At 53.0% G+C, this 20157-nt stretch carries 17 protein-coding genes and 4 tRNA genes; 13 read left to right on the top strand and 8 right to left on the bottom strand.

The window, feature by feature from the left end; translation table 11 throughout:
• Positions 1 to 276 precede the first annotated feature (276 nt).
• The 5 genes from IE092_RS14545 (at position 277) to IE092_RS14525 (ending at position 1658) form a co-directional block, all read left to right on the top strand.
• Positions 277 to 352 (top strand) — tRNA-Val (locus IE092_RS14545).
• A gap of 32 nt (positions 353 to 384) precedes the next feature.
• Positions 385 to 461 (top strand) — tRNA-Asp (locus IE092_RS14540).
• 363 nt (positions 462 to 824) lie between these two features.
• Positions 825 to 900: transfer RNA gene (locus tag IE092_RS14535), tRNA-Val, on the top strand.
• Between the two features lie 24 nt (positions 901 to 924).
• A tRNA-Asp gene (locus tag IE092_RS14530) sits at positions 925 to 1001 on the top strand.
• Positions 1002 to 1151: 150 nt separating this feature from the next.
• A complete protein-coding gene (locus IE092_RS14525; RefSeq protein WP_189357914.1) occupies positions 1152 to 1658 on the top strand; it encodes a DUF2867 domain-containing protein in 507 nt (168 codons plus the stop codon).
• Here the strand turns inward: IE092_RS14525 and IE092_RS14520 are convergent.
• The 5 genes from IE092_RS14520 to IE092_RS14500 form a co-directional block, all read right to left on the bottom strand.
• Entirely contained in the window at positions 1647 to 2123 is a 477-nt protein-coding gene (locus IE092_RS14520) for a DUF2269 family protein (protein ID WP_189357913.1), read from the bottom strand. The two genes, IE092_RS14525 and IE092_RS14520, sit on opposite strands and share 12 nt — an antisense overlap.
• Positions 2120 to 3388 carry an SDR family oxidoreductase gene (locus IE092_RS14515; protein ID WP_189357912.1) on the bottom strand — a complete coding sequence of 423 codons (1269 nt, stop codon included), beginning with the start codon at positions 3386 to 3388 and terminating at the stop codon, positions 2120 to 2122. The genes IE092_RS14520 and IE092_RS14515 overlap by 4 nt, the downstream gene beginning before the upstream one ends.
• Before the next feature lies 1 nt (position 3389).
• A complete protein-coding gene (locus tag IE092_RS14510) occupies positions 3390 to 3773 on the bottom strand; it encodes a hypothetical protein (protein ID WP_189357911.1) in 384 nt (127 codons plus the stop codon).
• A gap of 114 nt (positions 3774 to 3887) precedes the next feature.
• Positions 3888 to 4424, bottom strand: coding sequence for a GbsR/MarR family transcriptional regulator (locus tag IE092_RS14505; RefSeq protein ID WP_189357910.1), 537 nt, complete (start codon positions 4422 to 4424; stop codon positions 3888 to 3890).
• 155 nt (positions 4425 to 4579) lie between these two features.
• Positions 4580 to 4747: a hypothetical protein gene (locus tag IE092_RS14500; protein ID WP_189357909.1), complete on the bottom strand. Its 168-nt coding sequence runs from the start codon at positions 4745 to 4747 to the stop codon at positions 4580 to 4582.
• 208 nt (positions 4748 to 4955) lie between these two features.
• Between IE092_RS14500 and IE092_RS14495 the strand changes: the two genes are divergently transcribed.
• Positions 4956 to 5297: a hypothetical protein gene (locus IE092_RS14495; protein ID WP_189357908.1), complete on the top strand. Its 342-nt coding sequence runs from the start codon at positions 4956 to 4958 to the stop codon at positions 5295 to 5297.
• Between the two features lie 319 nt (positions 5298 to 5616).
• Here the strand turns inward: IE092_RS14495 and IE092_RS14490 are convergent, their stop codons facing one another.
• A complete protein-coding gene (locus tag IE092_RS14490) occupies positions 5617 to 6522 on the bottom strand; it encodes a recombination-associated protein RdgC (protein WP_189357907.1) in 906 nt (301 codons plus the stop codon).
• Between the two features lie 226 nt (positions 6523 to 6748).
• Here IE092_RS14490 and IE092_RS14485 point away from each other — a divergent pair, with 226 nt between their 5' ends.
• The 7 genes from IE092_RS14485 to IE092_RS14455 all read left to right on the top strand — a co-directional run bounded on the left by IE092_RS14485 (position 6749) and on the right by IE092_RS14455 (position 14791).
• The gene (locus IE092_RS14485; RefSeq protein WP_189357906.1) at positions 6749 to 7255 is read left to right on the top strand and encodes a DUF6622 family protein; all 507 of its coding nucleotides are present in this window, start codon (positions 6749 to 6751) and stop codon (positions 7253 to 7255) included.
• 160 nt (positions 7256 to 7415) lie between these two features.
• Positions 7416 to 9128, top strand: a complete 1713-nt coding sequence (argS, locus tag IE092_RS14480; protein WP_189357905.1) for an arginine--tRNA ligase — start codon at positions 7416 to 7418, stop codon at positions 9126 to 9128.
• 72 nt (positions 9129 to 9200) lie between these two features.
• On the top strand, positions 9201 to 9818 hold the full coding sequence (locus IE092_RS14475; protein WP_189357904.1) for an SPOR domain-containing protein: 618 nt from the start codon (positions 9201 to 9203) through the stop codon (positions 9816 to 9818).
• A 24-nt stretch (positions 9819 to 9842) separates the two neighbouring features.
• Positions 9843 to 10526 carry a thiol:disulfide interchange protein DsbA/DsbL gene (locus IE092_RS14470; RefSeq protein ID WP_229793194.1) on the top strand — a complete coding sequence of 228 codons (684 nt, stop codon included), beginning with the start codon at positions 9843 to 9845 and terminating at the stop codon, positions 10524 to 10526.
• A gap of 79 nt (positions 10527 to 10605) precedes the next feature.
• A complete protein-coding gene (locus tag IE092_RS14465; RefSeq protein ID WP_189357903.1) occupies positions 10606 to 11391 on the top strand; it encodes an SDR family oxidoreductase in 786 nt (261 codons plus the stop codon).
• On the top strand, positions 11388 to 12179 hold the full coding sequence (locus IE092_RS14460; RefSeq protein WP_189357902.1) for a helical backbone metal receptor: 792 nt from the start codon (positions 11388 to 11390) through the stop codon (positions 12177 to 12179). Before IE092_RS14465 ends, IE092_RS14460 begins: the two co-directional genes overlap by 4 nt.
• Positions 12180 to 12388: 209 nt before the next feature.
• On the top strand, positions 12389 to 14791 hold the full coding sequence (locus tag IE092_RS14455; protein ID WP_308427136.1) for a TonB-dependent receptor plug domain-containing protein: 2403 nt from the start codon (positions 12389 to 12391) through the stop codon (positions 14789 to 14791).
• A gap of 111 nt (positions 14792 to 14902) precedes the next feature.
• Here IE092_RS14455 and IE092_RS14450 read toward each other — a convergent pair whose 3' ends face one another.
• Both IE092_RS14450 and IE092_RS14445 read right to left on the bottom strand, forming a co-directional pair.
• On the bottom strand, positions 14903 to 15307 hold the full coding sequence (locus tag IE092_RS14450) for a response regulator (protein ID WP_189357901.1): 405 nt from the start codon (positions 15305 to 15307) through the stop codon (positions 14903 to 14905).
• Between the two features lie 13 nt (positions 15308 to 15320).
• Positions 15321 to 20156 (bottom strand): response regulator, encoded by a 4836-nt coding sequence (locus IE092_RS14445; RefSeq protein ID WP_189357900.1) that lies wholly within the window; start codon positions 20154 to 20156, stop codon positions 15321 to 15323.
• Between the last annotated feature and the right edge of the window lies 1 nt (position 20157).

The raw sequence follows: 20157 nt of genomic DNA, 5'->3' as shown, positions 1-20157 counted from the left end.
TCCCATCCCGAACAGGACCGTGAAACGACTTTGCGCCGATGATAGTGCTGCAACCAGTGTGAAAGTAGGTCATCGTCAGGCTCCCCATAAGAAACCCCCGCTCTCAAATGAGGCGGGGGTTTTGCTTTTTAGTGAAAGCATAGTGTTTTACGCAGTTTGATTCGTTCAAAAAATGCGTACAGATACTAGACAAGAAGTCAGATTTAAGTCATAATCTTCCTTCTTAAGACGTTTAGTGACAAACGCTAAACAACTTGGCTGACTAAGCAAAGAAATGGGTGCTTAGCTCAGTTGGTAGAGCGGCGCCCTTACAAGGCGTAGGTCGGGAGTTCGACCCTCTCAGCACCCACCACAGCTAAGTTGTTTAAAAAGGTTTAAGGTTTAGGAGCGGTAGTTCAGTTGGTTAGAATACCGGCCTGTCACGCCGGGGGTCGCGGGTTCGAGTCCCGTCCGCTCCGCCAGATAAAAAAGCCAGTCGAACGACTGGCTTTTTTACTTTTGTTTCCGGGATTTTTTTGTCAGGCTGATCTTGTCTTTTTTGTGTTTGGACATGCAGAAACCTGTCCTGGACAGCCGGAAAAGGTTTTCCGGCAGACTCCGTAACGGAAATGACTTGCTGATAAGAGAATTCGCGCATCTTCGCAACGAAATATTGCCGGCACGTGAGTTCTGCTGATCGCCTGAAAATTGGATCTTTTGATTACCCGACGAATATTTTTGCCTGCAGCTGCAAAACACATTGCCAGTGCTACGTCGTTTGATGTATAATTTGCGTCCTTAAGACATCCGGGATTCCGGTGACTTAGCTGACTAAGCAAAGAAACGGGTGCTTAGCTCAGTTGGTAGAGCGGCGCCCTTACAAGGCGTAGGTCGGGAGTTCGACCCTCTCAGCACCCACCACAGCTAAGTAGTCTTAATAAATTCGGAGCGGTAGTTCAGTTGGTTAGAATACCGGCCTGTCACGCCGGGGGTCGCGGGTTCGAGTCCCGTCCGCTCCGCCAGAATTTGCAAAGCCAGTCCTTGTGACTGGCTTTTTTGCTTTTCTGCCGCGTATTCTTTCTGCGAATCAGTCTGATCCGCTCCACCTTCTGCGGTATCTCGTGTTCCCTTTTATACTGATGTGATTACATCATCCACAAAGGGAATGCCATATGTCATCACCTTTTCTGAGTTCTATGCCGGCCGACAGCCGCCTGCAATCCTGTTCCCGGAGCGCGGATTTTCATGACAGCTGGTCGGTACATCCGGTAGACCCCGGCATCACAACCTTTGCGGCATTACAGGCGGTGTTTATGCGATCACCACGCTGGATCGCGAATGCGATGGCGCTGCGCAATAAAGTAGTCAGCAAACTGGGACTGAAGGATCTGGGTGGCTTTGATAAGCTGAACCCAGAAAAACCGCTGAGCGCCTATCGTATCGGTGACCGTCTGGGAATATTCACTTTACTCAGTGTCAGTGAAGAGGAAATCGTCATGGGCGATGATGACAAGCACTTACAGGTGCAAGTCTCCGTGTACCGGGACTGGCAGCAGAATCTGGTGACCGTAAGTACCGTCGTTCATGTGAAAAACTGGTTCGGTCACTTATATATGCTGCCGGTGAAACCGGCGCACCGCCGTATCGTGCCGGCAACTCTGCGTGTGTTAACCCGTTAGTGAAACCGGTTTGAACACCATCAGGCCGTAAACAATCAGCATGGCGGTAAATGCCGGATAGCCCAGCCATTCCCAGTAACGGGCATAGCGCCAGTAACGTGGCGGCAATGTACTATTTTCTGCCAGCGCATGTGCTGCCATATCCCTTAAGCGGATTTGCAGCCACACAACCGGCAGCCAGCAGGCGCCTGCCAGTAAGTACAAAGCAGCACTGAGCCAGATCCACAGACTGTTCAGCGGATAGCCTGCCATGTACAGCATGACTGCGCCGCTCAGCGGCTGAATGATGATGGCCGGAGTGGTGAACCACCAGTCTGCTTTCACAACTAACCTGCTGACTTGCGCGATACTGGCCAGATTACCCTGACGGTGGATAAAAAACAGATAAAACGCGCTGCCGAAGCCGGTTCCCACCATCAGTACCGACGACAGAATATGCAGAGTTTTGATGAGCAGATAGATCATGATGTGCGCTCCGAGTACAAATGCAGTAACAGACTGAGTATTGCCAGATTTTTCAGCAGCGGGCCAAACGGATGAAGCCAGAATGCCGGCAAATACACCGCAATGACGACGCTGTAAAACACGATCAGACCCGCCTGCAGCAGCCACAGACGCGGCCCCGGTCGCAGCAGGGTGACGATACCAAATGCCGCATCGAGGACAACTGCGCCATACAGCGCAAACAGAGCAATCTGTCCCTGCAAGCCAAGCGGCGCGAGTAAAGCCAGACTGTCTTCCAGCGGTGTCAGTCCTGCTGACAGACAAGCGGTGATCAGCCAGATCATCGCCAGTACCAGCCGGTGAACCGGCAAAATCCAGTTTTCCCGTACGCGTGCTGCGATCGCCACTGCGCTGTCCGGCGGCAGAAAGCTGGCGACGGTACGCAACGGATGTCCGCATAAGGTGGCTAACTGATTGCACACGGTATGGTTGCCCTGCTTCAGCATGTGCCAGCTGTCCGATGTCAGTGGGGATGCCGGTGCATACTCCAGACACCGGGCGGCCGCGGCAACCATGCCCGCCGGCAAACGGATCACCGGTGCAGCCGGTAAGTGCAGCAAGTTCCGGTAGGCAAGCAGCAGCGTTTCCAGCGTCCATGTCTGCGGTCCACCCAGTTCTGCCAGCGCCGGCGGCTGCGCCATCTCACACAGATTGCGCACGGCACTGCATAAGTCGCTGATATGCAAAGGCTGCAACAACGCGTCCGGCAAATGTGGTACCGCGATCAGGGGCAGGCTGGCCAGTCTCATCAGTAAGCGGCTGGATGCACCACGTTCCGAAAAAATCAGCGAAGGTCGCAAGACCGTACAGCGCAGCTGCGGAAAGGCCGGTGCCAGCTGTTCCAGCAGATAGCGGTCAGCGGCCAGTTTGCTGCGGAAATACGCTGTGCTGCCCTGATCCGCACCGAGTGCAGAAATCTGGATGATGTGCTGTACACCCTGTTGTGCGGCGGCGAGAAACAGTGCCTGCGGCGCAGCGCTGTGAATCGCGCTGAAGTCGCCGCTTTGCTGCTCACGCAGAATACCGACCGCATTGATCACTACATCGCAGTCACGCACCAGCGCTTGCCAGTCGGCAGCACTGAGCTGCAGACGGAAATCGATCGCTCTGTCGCCATCCAGACGCGGATGGCGAACCCCGCGCACAATCTGATGCCCCGCTTCCGTCAGCGCACTGCTCAGTGCCTGACCAACCATGCCATCGCCGCCGCAAATCAGGATGCGCATATCAGGCTCCGTTCGCCGTTGCCGGACTGCTTGCTAATGGTGTTGCAGGCACAGCTGCTGCGGTCGCATTGCCGGGGATCATTTTCAGCAAGCGCTGGGTGAAAAACAGCAGGCCCAGCAATACCGCGCTCAGACTCAGTAACAGCACGCGCCGGAATACTTCATCCGCGCCGGCGGTCATATCAGGATGCTCAAAATACAGACTTGCGAGCAGCGGCAGCCCCAGTAATTGCAGATACAGCACGCGGCACCAGAATGTGGTGCGCTGACGGGTGCCGCATAACTCACTGAGCAACTCGCGCAGTGGCTGACGGATCAGCAGAATGGCGCTGCCGCCGGTGGCAAGCGGGAGCAAAACTTCCAGCATCAGACGTGTAGTACTCATCACTCTCTCCTTTAATAACAGTTATTTCTGTAAGGACAGAAATTAACTTGCCGAAAAAAGGCGGACATTCCTCCGCCGTGTTTCAGATGGCTGCGCCCGCAGCCGCCTGATTCCTTACGCGTCTTTACCGCTGCCGCGGAAAGTACGACTCAGTTTTGCCGTTGCCCCCAGGGTTTTCATCAGGGTTTCCGGCTTCAGTCTCAGCATTTCATCGGCCAGCGTACTCATGGTTTCGATGAATTCCAGTGTGTCCGTAATTCTTTCCTTGGTGCCGTCCGGTTCAGCCGGCAGATCCGGATGCGCCAGACAATCGCGCAGCGCGCTGATGGTCGGATCGATTTCGCGCTGACGCCGTCCGGCCACAATCAGTTTGAACAATTCCCACACATCGGTGGAAGTTTCAAAGTGATCCCGCCGGTCGCCGCGTAAATGCACCACTTTCACCAGATTCCAGGATTGCAGCTCCTTGAGGCTGTTACTCACATTCGAGCGCGCCACGCCCAGCGTGTTGGTAATTTCCTCCGCATCCATCGGCCTTGCAGCCAGATACAGCAGCGCATGAATTTGCGCCACGGTGCGGTTCACGCCCCAGCGGGAGCCCATTTCCCCCCAGTGGAGGACAAAGCGTTCAGAGATTGGTGTCAGTTCCATGGCGTCAGTATAGATTTTCCGTTATTTCTGTCAAGACAGAAATTTAAGAGTGTTGTGAAAGCGGGAAAAGGCGAACGCACCCATCCTGCGGTGCCCGCCTGCCCCTGAACCGGCTGGTTCCTCTGATGGCACAGCAGCCAGCCATGCCGGAACCCTCAGAAGGCCATTTTTACCCTCAAATGCGCAATTCCGCACAAAAAAACAGTGATGTCCGCAGAAACAGTGGGCGAGCGGGCAGGTGGCTTTTTCAAAACGGCATAATCCTGTTTTTTGAAGGTGAGGAAAGCGAAGGGGTATTCCGGCAGAGCGGTGCGTGGCGTCACCGCTCCTGACCTGCCTGCCTTCCTTGCTGTGTATCGCTTTTACCTGCGTTTGTGCTTCAGGCACGACATCCTCCTGCATAACTCACTGCAGCATGCAGGAATTTATTTGCAAAGAGATATGTAAATGTAATAATTTTGAACGATCTGTGATGCCGGATACCTGAATTCCCTTCCACGCCGGACACCACCTTTACCGAGAAAGATGTGTATGCAAACCAGTCTCCCGTTACGCCAGCCCTTGCGTTTCACACTTGCGCTGATCATGTTGTTCGCTGTTCTGGCAATCACGCTTGCTGCGATGTCACCGTCGGGTGATTTCCGTTACTGGACGGTTTCCGCGCCGCAACTGGTGCTGACGATGGTGCTGTTAGCCGCCGCGCTGCTGTTGCAGATCACTGGGAGGCTGGCTTTGCGCACGGCACTGGTACAGCGTTTGCCAGTGCACTTGCAGGTGCCGGTTGTCAGCGCAGCGCTGATCGCGGCGGCGGTGGCGCTGTATGTGACCGGCAGTTATTTCCATCTCGCCAGCATTACTGTCACCGTTTCCTGATTCACTCCGGAAGGCTTTTTTGCCTTCAAATGCGCAATTCCGCACAAAAAACAGCGATGTCCGCAGAAACAGCGGGCGAGCGGGCAGGTGGTTTTTTCAAAACGGCACAATCCTGTTTTTCACAGGTGAGGAAAACGAATAGCGATTTGCTGCGGTGGCGTGCTCAGTATTGGTATCGCGGCGCCTGAAGTGCTTTGCTGAAGAAGGTAAAAAGGGCGATGTTCCGTTGCGAAAGCGGGGAACTGTCTCGGAAGGAAAATCAGAGGAAGGGAAGTGTGCGGCGCTCAGCAGGGATGGCCGCAGCCATCCCCGGGCAGGATTACACGCTGGCTGGTTGCGCTTCGCCGTCGAGGGCGAATACCAGATCGTCGATCATGGTGGCCAGTTCGCCGGTCATCAGCGCGAAGTCAGTATCGAAACGTTCTTCTTCGTTGACGCCTTTGTCTTTGGCTTCATCCATCACATCCAGCGGCTTGATGCGCTTGATGGTCAGGTTATCGGTCAGCACGAAGCTGATGCGGTCATTCCAGGTCAGTGCCAGCTTGGTACACAGTTTGCCGGCAGCGATATGTTTCTGGATATCGTCCGGTTCCAGCGTGTGGCGTACATAGCGCACGGTGGATTTGTCTTCATTCGCGCTTTTCAGCTCGGTATCCTGATCAATCGTGAAGCCTTTCGGTGCTTCATTGCCGGCCAGCCAGCCGGTCATCGCGGCTTGCGGACTGGATTTGGTGCGCAGTGCTTCCAGCGGCAGCTTGTCGCAGCATTTCAGCAACAGCTTGATCACTTCATCCGCTTTGGACGGGCTGGAGGCGTCGATCACCAGCCAGCGATTCACCGGATCAATCCAGACGAAGGTCTGGCGGCGTACCGCGAATGCGCGCGGCAGCAATTCTTCGGTCACGCGCTCTTTCAGATCTTTCATGGCTTTGCGACCCGGCGCAAAACCCTGCTGCTCTTCCAGTTCTGCTGCGCGTGCTTTGGTGACCTGATTGATTACGCTGGAGGGCAGCAGTTTTTTTTCGGTGGCCAGCGAAATCAGAAACTGACGGTTGACGCTGTGTACCAGCAAGTCATTGCCGCGTGGCGAAATCCAGCCCTGACTCTGCATTTCACTGGAAGCACAGTCAGAAAACGCGATACGCGCCAGTTGCTGATGCAATTCTTCGGCCTGGATGTCCCATGCGCCGTTCAGACGAAAGATTTGTAAATTTTTAAACCACATAGTCTATCCAAACAAGCAAAAGCGCCATTCTACACGCTGGCAGCGCGCCGGACAGCCCGATTTAGACGCGTTCCGCACCGACAGTTCGCGCCGTGCGGCAGTCGTTTCACGGCGGATTCCGGCAAGTGGTCGCAAGTGCCTCGCATCCCTGTGCAGCCCCCGCCATACTGTCTTCATCGCAGGACACAACACGAAACAACACATCAACATTCACAGGGAGATCATCATGCTGCAACAAATTCTGAGCAACACACCGGTCTGGGTCTGGGTTTTACTGGCATTTCTGGTACAGCGCGGCGTGCAGGCCAGCCGCGACCGTGAAGTCAGTCTGCGCATGTTGCTGATTCTGCCACTGGTGATGCTGGGGATTTCGCTGAACAGTCTGGCAAAACACTATGGTCTGGAAAGCTGGCCGGTGATGTTGTGGGGCAGCACCATGCTGCTGACCGGCTGGGTGGTGGCACAGCGTATGCAGCCGGAGCAGATGGTGCGTATCAGTGCCGACCAGTACCGCCTGCAAGGCAGCTGGACACCGCTGGTACTGATGATGACCATCTTCGTTGGCAAATATGCAGAAAACGTGGCGCTGGCAATCGTACCGGCACTCAGCCAGCAAAACACCTATGTCGCCATCAGCAGCCTGTTTTTCGGTGCCCTGAACGGTGTGTTTTTTGCCCGTGTCTGGCGTGTGCTGATGCTGTCGCAGTCTGCGAAACAAGTGCAGATTGCCTGAAGCGCGAATCTTCTGAAAAGCGGTGTGAGTATCTGCTCACACCGCTTTCTGGTTTACGCTGCCGAAATGTCTCAGGAAACCAGACAGGGCACGGGGCAGACAGTATAATGTTTGCTGTCCCAATTCTGAAAAATTGCCAAAGTGCAATGATTTAAGTGCCATGTTAGCTCAGCAAAAACAAGAAATTCTGCAACTTTTACAGACAGCGGTGGCACCGCTGCTGGCCGGTACCGAACTGCAACCTGTGATCGCGCTCGAACGTCCGCGCGATCCGGCGCACGGCGATGCCGCTTGTAATATCGCGATGCAGATCGCCAAACCGCTGCGCAAAAATCCGCGTGAAATCGCCCAGCAAATTGCTGACAGCATCCTGGCACAGCAACATCCTATGATTGCCGCCGTCGAAATCGCCGGTCCGGGTTTTATCAATCTGCGCATCAGCACTGCCGCCAAACAAGCGGTGGCACAAATCATTCTGCGTCAGGGCAGCGCCTATGGCCGCAGCCAGCGCGGTGCCGGTAAAAAAGTGGTGGTGGAATTTGTGTCCGCAAACCCGACCGGTCCGCTGCACGTAGGTCACGGCCGTCAGGCGGCGCTCGGTGATGCCTTGTCCGCATTGCTGGATGTGCAGGGCTTTGCGGTCAGCCGCGAGTTCTATTACAACGATGCCGGCGTACAGATCGGCAATCTGGCTTTGTCGGTACAGGCACGTGCCAAAGGTTTCAAACCGGGTGAAGCCGGCTGGCCGGAATCGGCGTACAACGGTGATTACATCGCTGAAATCGCAGAAGATTTTCTGGCGAAGAAAACTACCGCCGCCAGCGATGGTCTGCCAGTTACGGCGTCCGGCGATGTGAATGATATCGACTCTATCCGCGCATTCGCGGTTGCTTATCTGCGCCGCGAACAGGATACCGATCTGCAGGCATTCGGCGTGAAGTTCGATACCTATTATCTGGAATCCTCGCTGTACACCGACGGTAAAGTCGAAGGTGCCGTGAATGCGCTGATCGCTGCCGGTAAAACCTATGAGCAGGACGGCGCGCTGTGGCTGCGCACCACCGACTACAAAGATGACAAAGACCGCGTGATGCGTAAGACAGACGGTACTTACACTTACTTCGTACCGGATGTGGCTTACCACGTGACCAAATGGGAACGCGGCTATCAGCAGGCGATCAATATTCAGGGCAGCGATCACCACGGCACCATCGCCCGTGTACGCGCTGGCTTGCAGGCACTGAACGTCGGTATTCCGCAAGGCTATCCTGACTACGTGCTGCACAAAATGGTCACCGTCATGAAAAACGGTGAGGAAGTCAAAATCTCCAAACGTGCCGGTTCGTATGTGACGGTGCGTGACCTGATCGAATGGTCTGGCAACGGTGAAATCGTCAAAGGCCGCGACGCCGTGCGTTTCTTCCTGATCTCGCGTAAAGCGGATACAGAATTCGTGTTCGATGTGGACGTGGCGCTGGCGCAAACCGATGAAAATCCGGTTTACTACGTGCAGTATGCGCATGCCCGTATCTGCTCCGTGCTGTCGCAATTCAGCAGCGATGAAGCAGAACTGGCGAAACTGGCAGACACCGATCTGAGCCTGCTGACCGCACCGCGTGAAGCCAGCCTGCTGGCCAAACTGGCTGAGTATCCGGAAATGCTGGAAAAAGCGCTGGATGAACTCGGCCCGCATCAGGTGGCCTTCTATCTGCGTGATCTGGCTGGCGAATTGCACAGCTACTACAATGCCGAGCGCGTACTGGTGGATGATGAAGCCCTCAAACGTGCCCGTCTGGCGCTGTATCTGGCAACCCGTCAGGTCATCCGCAACGGTCTGTCCCTGATCGGCGTATCGGCACCGGAAAAAATGTAATCCTGTAACGGCCTGCGCAGCCTGAACTGCTCAGGCCGTTTTTTTGTCTGTCACTTCCTTGTCCGGAGACACATGAAATCACCACAAAGCTCTGCCGCTCAGCGCGGCAGTACTCTGACCGGCCTGATTATTGGTCTGGTCATTGGTCTGGGTATTGCGGTTGCCGTTGCCCTGCTGATCAATAAATCCTCCACGCCGTTTATGAACAAAGGCGTTAAAGACAAACCGGATCAGCCGGTCAGCCAGCTGGGTGATCCGAATAAGCCTTTATTCGGCGGTAAAGAACCGGCCAAAGACGCTGTTGCCAAACCGGCAGAAACGCGTCCTGTTGAAACACCGCCGCAGGTTGCCGTGGTGAAAGCACCGGAAGTGAAAACCGAAGCGCCGAAAGAGAAACCGGCAGATGCCGCAAAAGCAGCCGATCCTGTGAAGGTGGAAGCAGCAGCCGATGACAAATACACGTATTATCTGCAGACTGGCGCGTTCAAAGAACAGGCTGATGCGGAAAGTGCGCGTGCACGGCTGGCGCTGATTGGTTTCGAAGCCAAAATCAGTGAAAAAAACAGCGATACCGGTACCTTGTACCGTGTACGCACCGGCCCGTATCCGAATGCAGAAGCGATGAACCGTCAGCGTGCCAAACTGTCTGAGAACGGTGTCGATGTCGCCATCGTCAAAACCCTGAAATAAACTGAGCCTTTGAAGGAAGTACAGATGCAGATCCGGAGACAATTTTTTCGCAAAACCCTGATGCTGGGCGCAGGCCTGTTACTGGCCGCCGGTGCAATCGCTGCACCGAACACACCGAAAGCCGGCGTCGAATACAAAGTGCTGGGCAAACCACAGCCAACCGAAGCCGGTAAAAAAATCGAAGTCATCGAGTTTTTCGGTTACTTCTGCCCGCACTGCAATGCGCTGGATCCGATGCTGGAAGCCTGGCTGAAAAAACAGGGCGATAAAATTGTGTTCAAACGTGTGCACGTCGGTTTTCATGGCCTGACGAACCAGCAAAAACTGTACGCGACGCTGGATATCATGGGCAAACTCGGTACCCATCATGTGAAAGCCTTCAATGCGTATCACGTGGAGCGTAACCGTCTGCAATCCGAAGCCGATGTGATGAAATTCGTGGCGGCATCGGGTCTGGATCAGCAAAAATTCAAAGAAGTGTTTAACTCCTTTGGCGTGACCGGCAAGATAGGCCGTTATAACCAGTTACTCAATGATTATCAGGTCGACAGCGTGCCGACGATTGCGATTGATGGCCGCTTTGTTACCTCACCGGTGCAGGCAGTGTCCACCATTGGCCGTGTCACCGAAGATGAACAAAACCGTGCAGTGCTGGTGGTGATGGATCAGCTGGTGAATATGGTTGCCAAAGAAAAAGGCTTGAAATAATACAGTCTGCGCGGCGCAATCTGCGACGATGGCAGCATGCCGCCAGTCTCTGACTGGCGGTTTTTTTTTGAGAGAAGCTATGAATGTGTTTATTACCGGCGCATCGTCCGGACTTGGTGAAGCACTGGCGCGTGCCTACGCTGCCAGCGGTGCCAGTCTGGGTTTGCTCGGACGCCGTGCTGATGCGCTGCAAGCCTTAAAAGACAGTTTGCCGCATCCGGAAAAACATCAGATCTATGTGGCGGATGTGAATGATCATCCGGCATTGCATGCTGCGGCACAGGACTTTATCCGGCGCAGTGGTGAAGTGCATGTGGTGATTGCCAGTGCCGGTATTTCCGCCGGAACGCTGACGGAACATGCGGAAGATCTGGCTGTGATCCGCAAAGTCATGGACACCAATCTGCTGGCGACGGCTGCGACCTTTGCGCCGTTTATTCCGCATATGCAACAGCAAAAACGGCCGCAGGATTGTCGTCTGGTCGGTATTGCCAGCGTCGCAGGCATACGTGGCTTGCCGGGCGCAGAAGCTTACAGTGCTTCCAAAGCGGCAGTGATCAGTTATTGCGAATCGCTGCGCCTCGAAATGCGCGCCAGCGGTATTCGTGTCGTGACGATAGCACCGGGTTATATCGATACGCCGATGACGCAGGTGAATACTTACGCAATGCCGTTTCTGATGCCGGCCGACCAGTTCGCGGCCCGCGCACTGCGCACGATTCAGTCCGGTACTTCGTATCGTGTGATTCCGTGGCAAATGGGCTGGGTCGCACGTTTGTTGCGCATCCTGCCGAACTGGCTGTATGACTTTGCATTCAGTCAGGCACCGCGCAAAGGCCGCTTACCACCGGAATCCCGGCCATGAGCAGCGCATTCTGTACTGACGCCATCGGTCAGATCCACCCGCCATTTGCAAAGGGCAGCGCCCGTATTGTCAGTCTGGTGCCGTCGCTGACCGAATTAATTGTGGATCTGGGGCTGGCAGATTCACTGGTGGGGCGCACCGGATTTTGTATTCACCCGCAGGAAGTGGTGAAAACGATTCCCAAGGTTGGCGGTACCAAAGATGTGAATCTCGACAAAATCCGCAAACTTGCGCCAACCCATGTGCTGCTGAATATTGATGAAAACGAAAAGCCGGTGGCGGATGCGCTGGCGCAGTTCGTGCCGCATGTGGTCGTCACGCATCCGCTGACCCTGCGTGACAATCTGGACGTCTATCGCCTGTTCGGGCAACTGTTCGGCGTGGAAGCGGCGGCGCAAGCTCTGTGTGATGAATTTGAGACCGTTTACGCCCGTTTTGCGCAATCCGGCACAGAAAAACAGCAACCCCCGCTCGTTTACTGCATCTGGAAGGACCCCTGGATGACGATTTCGGCATCAACCTACATTGCAGACATGCTGCGCAGCAGTGGCCGTACTGTCTGGCATCCTGCCGGTGAACAGCGCTATCCGGCATTCAGTTGGGAAGATGCCTTACAGGCCGGTGTCGGTGAAGTATGGTTATCGACTGAACCTTACCGTTTTCAGCCTGAACATGTGGAAGCACTGGCAGCGCAGCTGGGCATACCAGTGCGTCTGGCAGATGGTGAAATGTGTTCATGGTACGGTAGCCGCGCCATCGCTGGAATGAGATATTTGATGTCAGAATGACGATATATTTGAAAATAATTTTGTCATTTTGTGAAATTTTCGAAGAAAAGACGCAATCACGCAACAGCCTGATTGACCCTCGCGCAGCGCAGCGGGGATACTGATTCCTCCAAAAATAACAAGCAATCGCTGATACCAGATTGCCATGTGGAAAAAAAGCATGGCAGACCAGTTCAGCATTTTGCACTTTCATTTGTGAGGAATTAAGTATGACACCAATGCGCAGAGCGATCCTGCTCGCCTTGTATGGCACTGCCGGTCTTGCCGCGGTCACCCCGCTGACTGGTATGGCTCAGACTGCTGCCAAAACTGAAAAACTGGTGGAACCACCGGTACAAACCCTGACTATCGTCGGTTCGCGTAAAGTTAATGCAACGGCGACGGAAACTCCTGTACCCGTTGATATTATTTCCGTGACCAAGGTGGCGGAATCCGGTGGCCAGTTCGATCTGGCACAGACACTGGCAAATATTTCTCCTTCATTTAATTCCACCCGTCAGACCGGTGCTGATGGCGCAGATCTGGTGGATTCGGCAGCGCTGCGCGGTCTGGGGTCTGACCAGACGCTGGTGCTGGTCAATGGTAAGCGCCGTCATACGGTGTCACTGGTGAATCTGTTCGGTGCGCGTAACCGTGGCAATACCGGTACCGATATGAATGCGATTCCGGTGATGGCAATCAATGATATTCAGGTCTTGCGTGATGGCGCAGCAGCACAGTACGGCTCTGATGCGATTGCCGGTGTGCTGGATATTTCGCTGAAAAAATCCCTGGGCTGCGAAGCCAGTTTTGGGTACAGCCAGTATTCTGCGGGTGACGGTAAAAACTATGCACCTTCCGCTTATTGCGGTTTCCGTGTGGGTGAAGCCGGTGTGATCGGCATCACGGCGGAATATACTGACCGTGGTCGTTCCAACCGTGCAGATCCGGGTAATCCGCGTACCATTGGTGATGCGCGTGTGACCGGCCCTACGGTTTACATCAACGGCGAAGTACCAAACGGTGGTGGCGACAAATTCTATTTCACACTGGGCAATCAGCAACGCCGTGCATCTTCTGCCGCATGGGCGCGTGGCGGTGTCGGTACGGATGATATTCCGAGCCGCAATTCTGCTGCCATGTATCCCGGCGGATTTGTGCCGTATATCAACGGTGATATTAATGATATCTACGGTATTGCTGGTTACCGTATGCGCGTCGGCGAATGGAATGCCGATTTGTCACAAACATACGGCTACAACCGTCTGAAGTATGACGTTACCAATACGCTGAATGCATCGATCGCCAATAAAGATTTGCTGGCAGGCGGTAAAGGTGTCAGTGCCAGCAGCTTTGATGCCGGTGGCTTTTCGTTTGCACAGGCAACCACCAATCTGGATTTCAGCCGCTATTTCGACAACTGGTTCATGGGAACCAACGTCGCTTTCGGTGCCGAATACCGTTATGAAAAATACCAGATTTTCGCGGGTGAACCGGGCTCTTATATTGATGCAGACGGTGTTGGTATCGGCGGCAATGCCGGTAGTCAGGGCTTTCCGGGATTTCAGCCAGGCGACAGTACCAACAAAAACCGTAACAGTATCGCTGCCTATGTCGACATCGAAGCAGATCTGACCAGCAAACTGAAATTGCAGACAGCAATACGCGCTGAACGCTATAACGACTTCGGTTCCACGCTGACCGGTAAGCTGGCTGCCAGTTATCAGCTTGCCGATGGATTCCTGGGGCGCGCTTCGGTCAGTACCGGCTTCCGCGCACCTTCGCTGCAGCAAGTGTATTTCTCATCGACCTTCACCGATTTCATCAGCGGTAAGCCGATGGATGTGGTGCTGGCACCGAACGGCGGTACCGTCGCGAACGCTGCCGGTATTCCTAAGCTGACGGAAGAAAAATCCAAAAGCTATACCCTGGGTCTGACCTTCAAACCGAATCAGCAATTCTCCGCGACAGCTGACTTTTACCGCATCGATATTTCTGACCGCATCGTCTTATCCGGCCGTTTTGACGCGACCAACTATCCGGCACTGGGCGCGGTGTTGTCCGGGCTGGGTGTCGGGCAGGCACAGTTTTTTGTGAATTCGATCAGTACCCGTACTCAGGGCCTGGATCTGACTTCCTCGTATAAAACAAACTTTGCTGCCGGCAAACTCACGACTTACTTCGCTGCGAACTTCAGCAAAACCGAGGTGACGAAGGTGAAAGCACCTGCTGCATTAAGAGGGTATGAAGATGTATTGCTGTCTGAACGTGAGCGTCTGTTTATTGAGCAGGGTGGTCCGCGTCGTAAAGCCACGCTGAGTTTCAATTACGAACAGGGCCCATGGAATGGTGAATTCAAAGTGATTCACTACGGTCCGCAGACACTGGGTACTTTCTCCGGTACGGCGAACGGGGTCGCAAATGCGTATTACGCACCGAAGACATCTGCTGATCTGGCACTGACATATGCTGTGAATGACAGTACCAAAATCACAGTCGGTGCAAACAACGTATTCAATGTGAAGCCTAGCCGTCAGGACCCGAATGAAACGGACAATGGCTTCTACTACGACAGCGTGCAGTTTGGTCTCGGCGGTGCTTCGTACTTTGTGAAGCTGTGGAAAAAATTCTGATACGCAAACACAGATGGTTTGCCTGAGTCTGCGACTCAGGCAGTCAAAAAAGTTTCGCCAGCGGCATCTTTCGGGATGCCGTTTTTTTCCTGCGCTGGTTCGTATTATTTTTCAGCCCTGTGCTTTTTCCAGCATATTCAGTAAAGCATTTTTTGATAAAGGTTTTTCTACTGTCCCCAGAAAATGCAAACGAGCCAGTTGTGCGACCAGCGATGCGGTATACAGTACTTTGGCTCCTTGTCCTGAAATCAGGATGACCGCACCTTCAAACTGACGATCACCAAGATGCTTAATTAACTCAAACCCGTCCATACCAGGCATCTGAATATCACATAAGATAAGATCGGGCGCTGGCTGGTGATCCAGCGCCAGTAATGCATTATCACCGCCAAGCGCAGTGGTTACTTTACGTATACCAAGCTCTTCCAGGAGCTCAGTTGCAAAATCGAGCTGAAAGTCATCATCATCAATGACCATCACTCTGAGCCGGCTCAGATCGCTTGTATTTTCCGCCATGATTGTTTCCTCGTCACGCATTGCTGACTCCATCAGTAAAGGCTTTCAGACTATACATATTGTGTTGTTGATCCCAACGGCTTTTCCAGTCTAAGAATTCGCTTGCAGGCATCGGTTTGGCAATGAAAAAACCCTGTACTTCATCACAGCCTGAATTTGCAATCAGATCCCAGTCAGCCTGTTTTTCGACACCTTCGGCGACCAGATTCAGTCTGAAAATTTTGCCCAATTGTATGCTTGATCCCAGAATCGCACGTGCGCCTTCGTCTTTGGTGGCACCGTTAACAAAGGCCCGGTCAACTTTCAGTTCAGTGACTGGTAACTGCTTCAGATTTTCCATGGTTGAAAAGCCGGTACCGAAATCGTCGATCGATAATCCAAAACCCTTTAGCCGCAATCGCGTCAGAATTTCCAGGCTCAGCGTCAGATTTTCCATCAGCCGACTCTCGGTCAGCTCCAGCGTTATATGCGCAGGTTCCAGTCCGGCAGCACGGACGATACGTTCAAATTCTTCAGGTAAATTGATCTGATCCAGATCATCCATAGATACATTCACCGAGAGTTTCAGATCGTGTCCGAGCCTGCGCCATTTGCCGAGCTGAATCGCACTTTTCTTTAACACTTCATGCGTCAGAATATTGATCATGCCATGTGCTTCCAGCACGGGAACAAAGCTGCCCGGACCAACCAGTTTTCCATCGCCATGCCGCCAGCGTGCAAGGCATTCTGCACCCAGCACGCGTTTGTCATAGACGCTGACTTTCGGCTGATAAAACACTTCGATGCAACCCTCATTAAACCCGCGCTGTACTTCATCAAGGGATAACGGTACCTCTGATTTCAGCGTTACCGGCTTAGGTAGTTCGAGGCGGCGCTGGCGCAGGGACAATTCCAATACATCTGCTGTCAGCGGTTTTCGTAATGCCGCCAGTAGATATAGCCCGTAGGCACTGACCAGACTCTCAGCTGCCTTCAGCAGGTTAGGGTCGACGCTGCTGAGTAAGATGACAGCACCATGATAACCTTGTTCAGCAACCATCCTCAGGAAACTGACACCGTCCAGACCATTTAAGTGCAAATCACAAATAAGAATATCGGGTTGATAAGTGCGCAGCATCATCAAAGCCTGGTGCCCGTCCATACAGGACATAATGCGGCTCACGCCGAGCTGCCGCAGGCAGGCACAGGCTATCTCCAGGTGAGTGTTGTCATCTTCCAGTACCAGAACCTGCAATCCTGTAAAGTCTGCCCTGCTACTGGTGGTTGGTGACGCTGTTCCACCATGCGAAAGACCCGGTATTCCGTTTTTTTCCATCCGGTCTATACATGCTTCAATATCCGGCAACATAGCCAGCAGGGTTTTCAGCAAGCGCGCCGCGTGCGGTAAGTCGGTATTACGTCGTAACTGTTCCAGTTCCTCACAATATGCAGCAAACTGATGTGCGCCCACTGTACGGGCGCTGGATTTCAGTTTGTGGCCCAACGCCGCCAGTGTGGGTAAATCTTCGTTATGATCTGCCAGCCGCATATCCTCTAGTCCCTGCTGGGCAGACTGCACAAATTTGCGGGCGTAGCGTATCAGTTTGTCCGGCTGATCTCCGAGTTGCCTTGCCAGCTCATGCAGCTGCAGCAATGAAGGTTCTGTCTGTGCCTGCGCTTCGGGTAGGGGGGCTGCCACCGGATGATATTCTGTGCGCGTATTCTCAGGATGGGTACCAAGCCAGCGCAACAGGGTTCCGAAAAGAACGTCCGGTATAAACGGTTTCGGAATGAAATCATTCATACCGGCTCCCAGACACTGCAGCCTGTCTTCGTTCATTGCGTTTGCTGTCATAGCAATGACCGGTAGTTCTTGAAATTCCTGCATAGTACGGATCTGGCGAGTTGCGGCGAGTCCGTCCATGACCGGCATTTGTACATCCATGAGTATGCAGTCTGGTTTTTCTTTTTCCAGTAAATCCAGAACTTCTGCGCCGTGATTGGCAATGCTTACCCGAATACCAGCCTCTTCGAGTAATTCCCTGGCAATTTGCTGATTAAAGGTATTGTCGTCTGCTACCACGATATGAATTTTTCCATGATCATGTACCAGCAGTCGCAATCTGGTCAGGCATGCTGCCTCCGGCAATGCTGGTCCACGCTCGGTATTATCATGTGCCGCAGATAAGTGTACGGAGAACCAGAAAGTACTGCCTTTGCCGGGCTCACTGCTCACACCAACATCGCCCCCCATCAGTCTGGCCAGCTGTTTGCTGATGGCAAGCCCCAGACCAGTACCGCCATAACGACGGGTCGTAGAGCTGTCAGCCTGTTCAAAAGAACGGAATAAACGGCTTTGCTGTTCTTCGGTCATGCCTATGCCCGAATCCTGCACCTCAAACCGGACCATCCATCCATCGCCGGTATCATGCAGCTTTTTTGCCCTGACAACGATCTCACCTTGTTCCGTGAATTTAATAGCATTATTTGTGTAGTTAATCAGAATCTGACTCAGGCGGTGCGGGTCACCATGCATGTGATTGCTAAGCGTGGGATCAACCTGAAATTGCAGTTGAATTGGTCGCCCGGTCAATTTGTTTTCCATCATTCCGGCCAGCTTGGAAAACATTTCATCCAGCCAGAAATCAATGGCCTCCAGCGTCATTTTCCCGGCTTCTATTTTTGAGAAATCCAGGATGTCATTGACTATATGTAAAAGATGTTCTCCTGATAATTGAATTTTTTTAAGATAATCTCTTTGTTTAGGGTCGCTGGTAGCAGAAATTGCCAGGTAAGTCATGCCGAGCACCCCATTCATCGGGGTGCGGATTTCATGACTCATATTAGCGAGGAAATTACTTTTAGCCTGATTAGCAGCCTCTGCCTGACGTTGTGCTTCTGCTAACTGTTGTGTACGCTGATCAACCAGCTCTTCGAGATGATGGCGGTACTGCACCAGTTCCGCCTCCAGTTTTTTCTTATTAGTAATATCTTCCTGTACAGAGACATAGTGTGAAATCGTGCCGTCTGGCTGGCGCAGGGGTGTGATGATCGCATGTTGTACTATCTCACTGCCATCTTTACGGCGATTATAAAATTCACCGCGCCAGATATCGCCGCGCTCCAGGGTTTCTTTCAGACTGGCTGGCGGTGATGCATCCGGTTTTGCTCGTATACAGCTAGGGTTTTTTCCGAGAATTTCCCGTCGTTCAAAGCCGAAAGTTTGCAGAAAACTTTCATTCACATATTCAATGTGTAAATTGACATCGGTAATAATGACCGATTCCGGACTCTGTTCCACAGCCAGGGATAATTTGTGTAATTGTTCCGCTGCCCGTTTTCTTTCGGTGATGTCAACGATTTGTAATACGAAGTGTGTTGCCTTACCTGTAGCTGTGCGGACTACGCCCAGATGCTGCTGCGTCCAGACATCATGAGAAAGCCTGTGTAAATAGCGTTTCTCGGTCTGTACTGACACGCGTTCACCGGAAAGTAGATCTGAAATCAACTGGTGGTCAGTTGATAAATCATCAACTGGTGCAATCAGATCGAATCCGTCTCGCAGTAAATCATGTTCTGACCAGCCCAGCATATGGCAGAACGCATGGTTCACTTTCATAAAGCGCATATTCATACTGATCAGCGCCATACCTACCGGTGAAGCACTGAACGTATGTTCCAGTCTGGCTTCGCTTTCGAGACGGGATGCTTCAGCCAGCTTGCGATCTGTAATATCCTGCACGATGCCAGTTAGGCGTACAACGCGGCCGCTGGCATTAAAAATACGGCTGCCCGGGACTGCCCAGATATAGCGTATGCTGCCATCCGGTAATACGATCCGGTATTCAAACGGCAATGTCAGTGCGTGTTGTTTAAACGTATCTTTCTGGCGTGAAATAATTTCTGCCTGATCGTCGGGATGTATCGTTTCTCTGATCATGCGTGCGATATCAGGCCCGTATCTGGATAAGTCACGCTGCCAGATACGCTGCATTTCGGCGGACCAGCTGACCTTGCCGAGATCTGGTTCCCAGACCCAGTGACCCACCTGTGCAATCTGCTCCGCTTCGCGCAGATCTTGCTCACTTTGCTTCAATGCTTCTTCAGTGCGGCGACGCTCTGTAATGTCGCGGGTAATGTAAAGCGCCATGGGCATATCACCGCCACCTGCGCGGATAGGAACTGCATGCGTTTCCATCCAGCGCATGGTGCCAGATAAACCGGTAATTTCAAATTCCAGCTGTCCGCTGCCACCGGCGATGACCTGATCATGCAGTATCTGGAATGCTTTTCGGTAACGCGGATGGAGGAATTGATACAAACCATAGCTGCGTACAGTTTCGATGCTGTCCGCTTCCAGCATCATCAGGCCTGCAGCATTCATTTCCAGCAGATAACCGTCCGCTTTGATGACTTGCACACTCTCAGGTTCAGCTTCAAAAATTGCACGCAGTAACTGCTCGCTGGATTTCAGCTTGGCTTCTGTTCTGTGTTTATATAGTGCCAGTTCCAGAGAGGTTTTCAGCTCCCTGTCGGTATAAGGTTTAATTATGTACCCAAATGCATCTGAAGCACGGATACGGGAAAACGAGGTGTCATCTTCTGAGCCGGTTAAAAAAACGACAGGTATGTCGGCTTTGCTTCGTATTTGCAGGGCAGCATCGATGCCATCCATCTCACCTTCAAGCATGATGTCCATCAGGATAATGTCAGGCATCAGCTCGCAAGCGAGGCGTATCGCGTTCGAGCCGCTTGCGGCGGCACCTACTGCGGAAAAGCCAAGCAGCTCCAGCTTCAGTTGTATTTGCAGAGATACAAGCTCATCGTCTTCGACAACGAGCACCCTTGATCTCGGATCCTGATTTTCCATG

It is taken from the genome of Cognatundibacterium squillarum (assembly GCF_014652435.1).
GTDB lineage: Bacteria > Pseudomonadota > Gammaproteobacteria > Burkholderiales > Burkholderiaceae_D > Undibacterium > Undibacterium squillarum.
The sequence above is the reverse complement of the archived record's forward strand: the minus strand, read 5'-3'. Positions and strand labels throughout refer to the sequence as shown.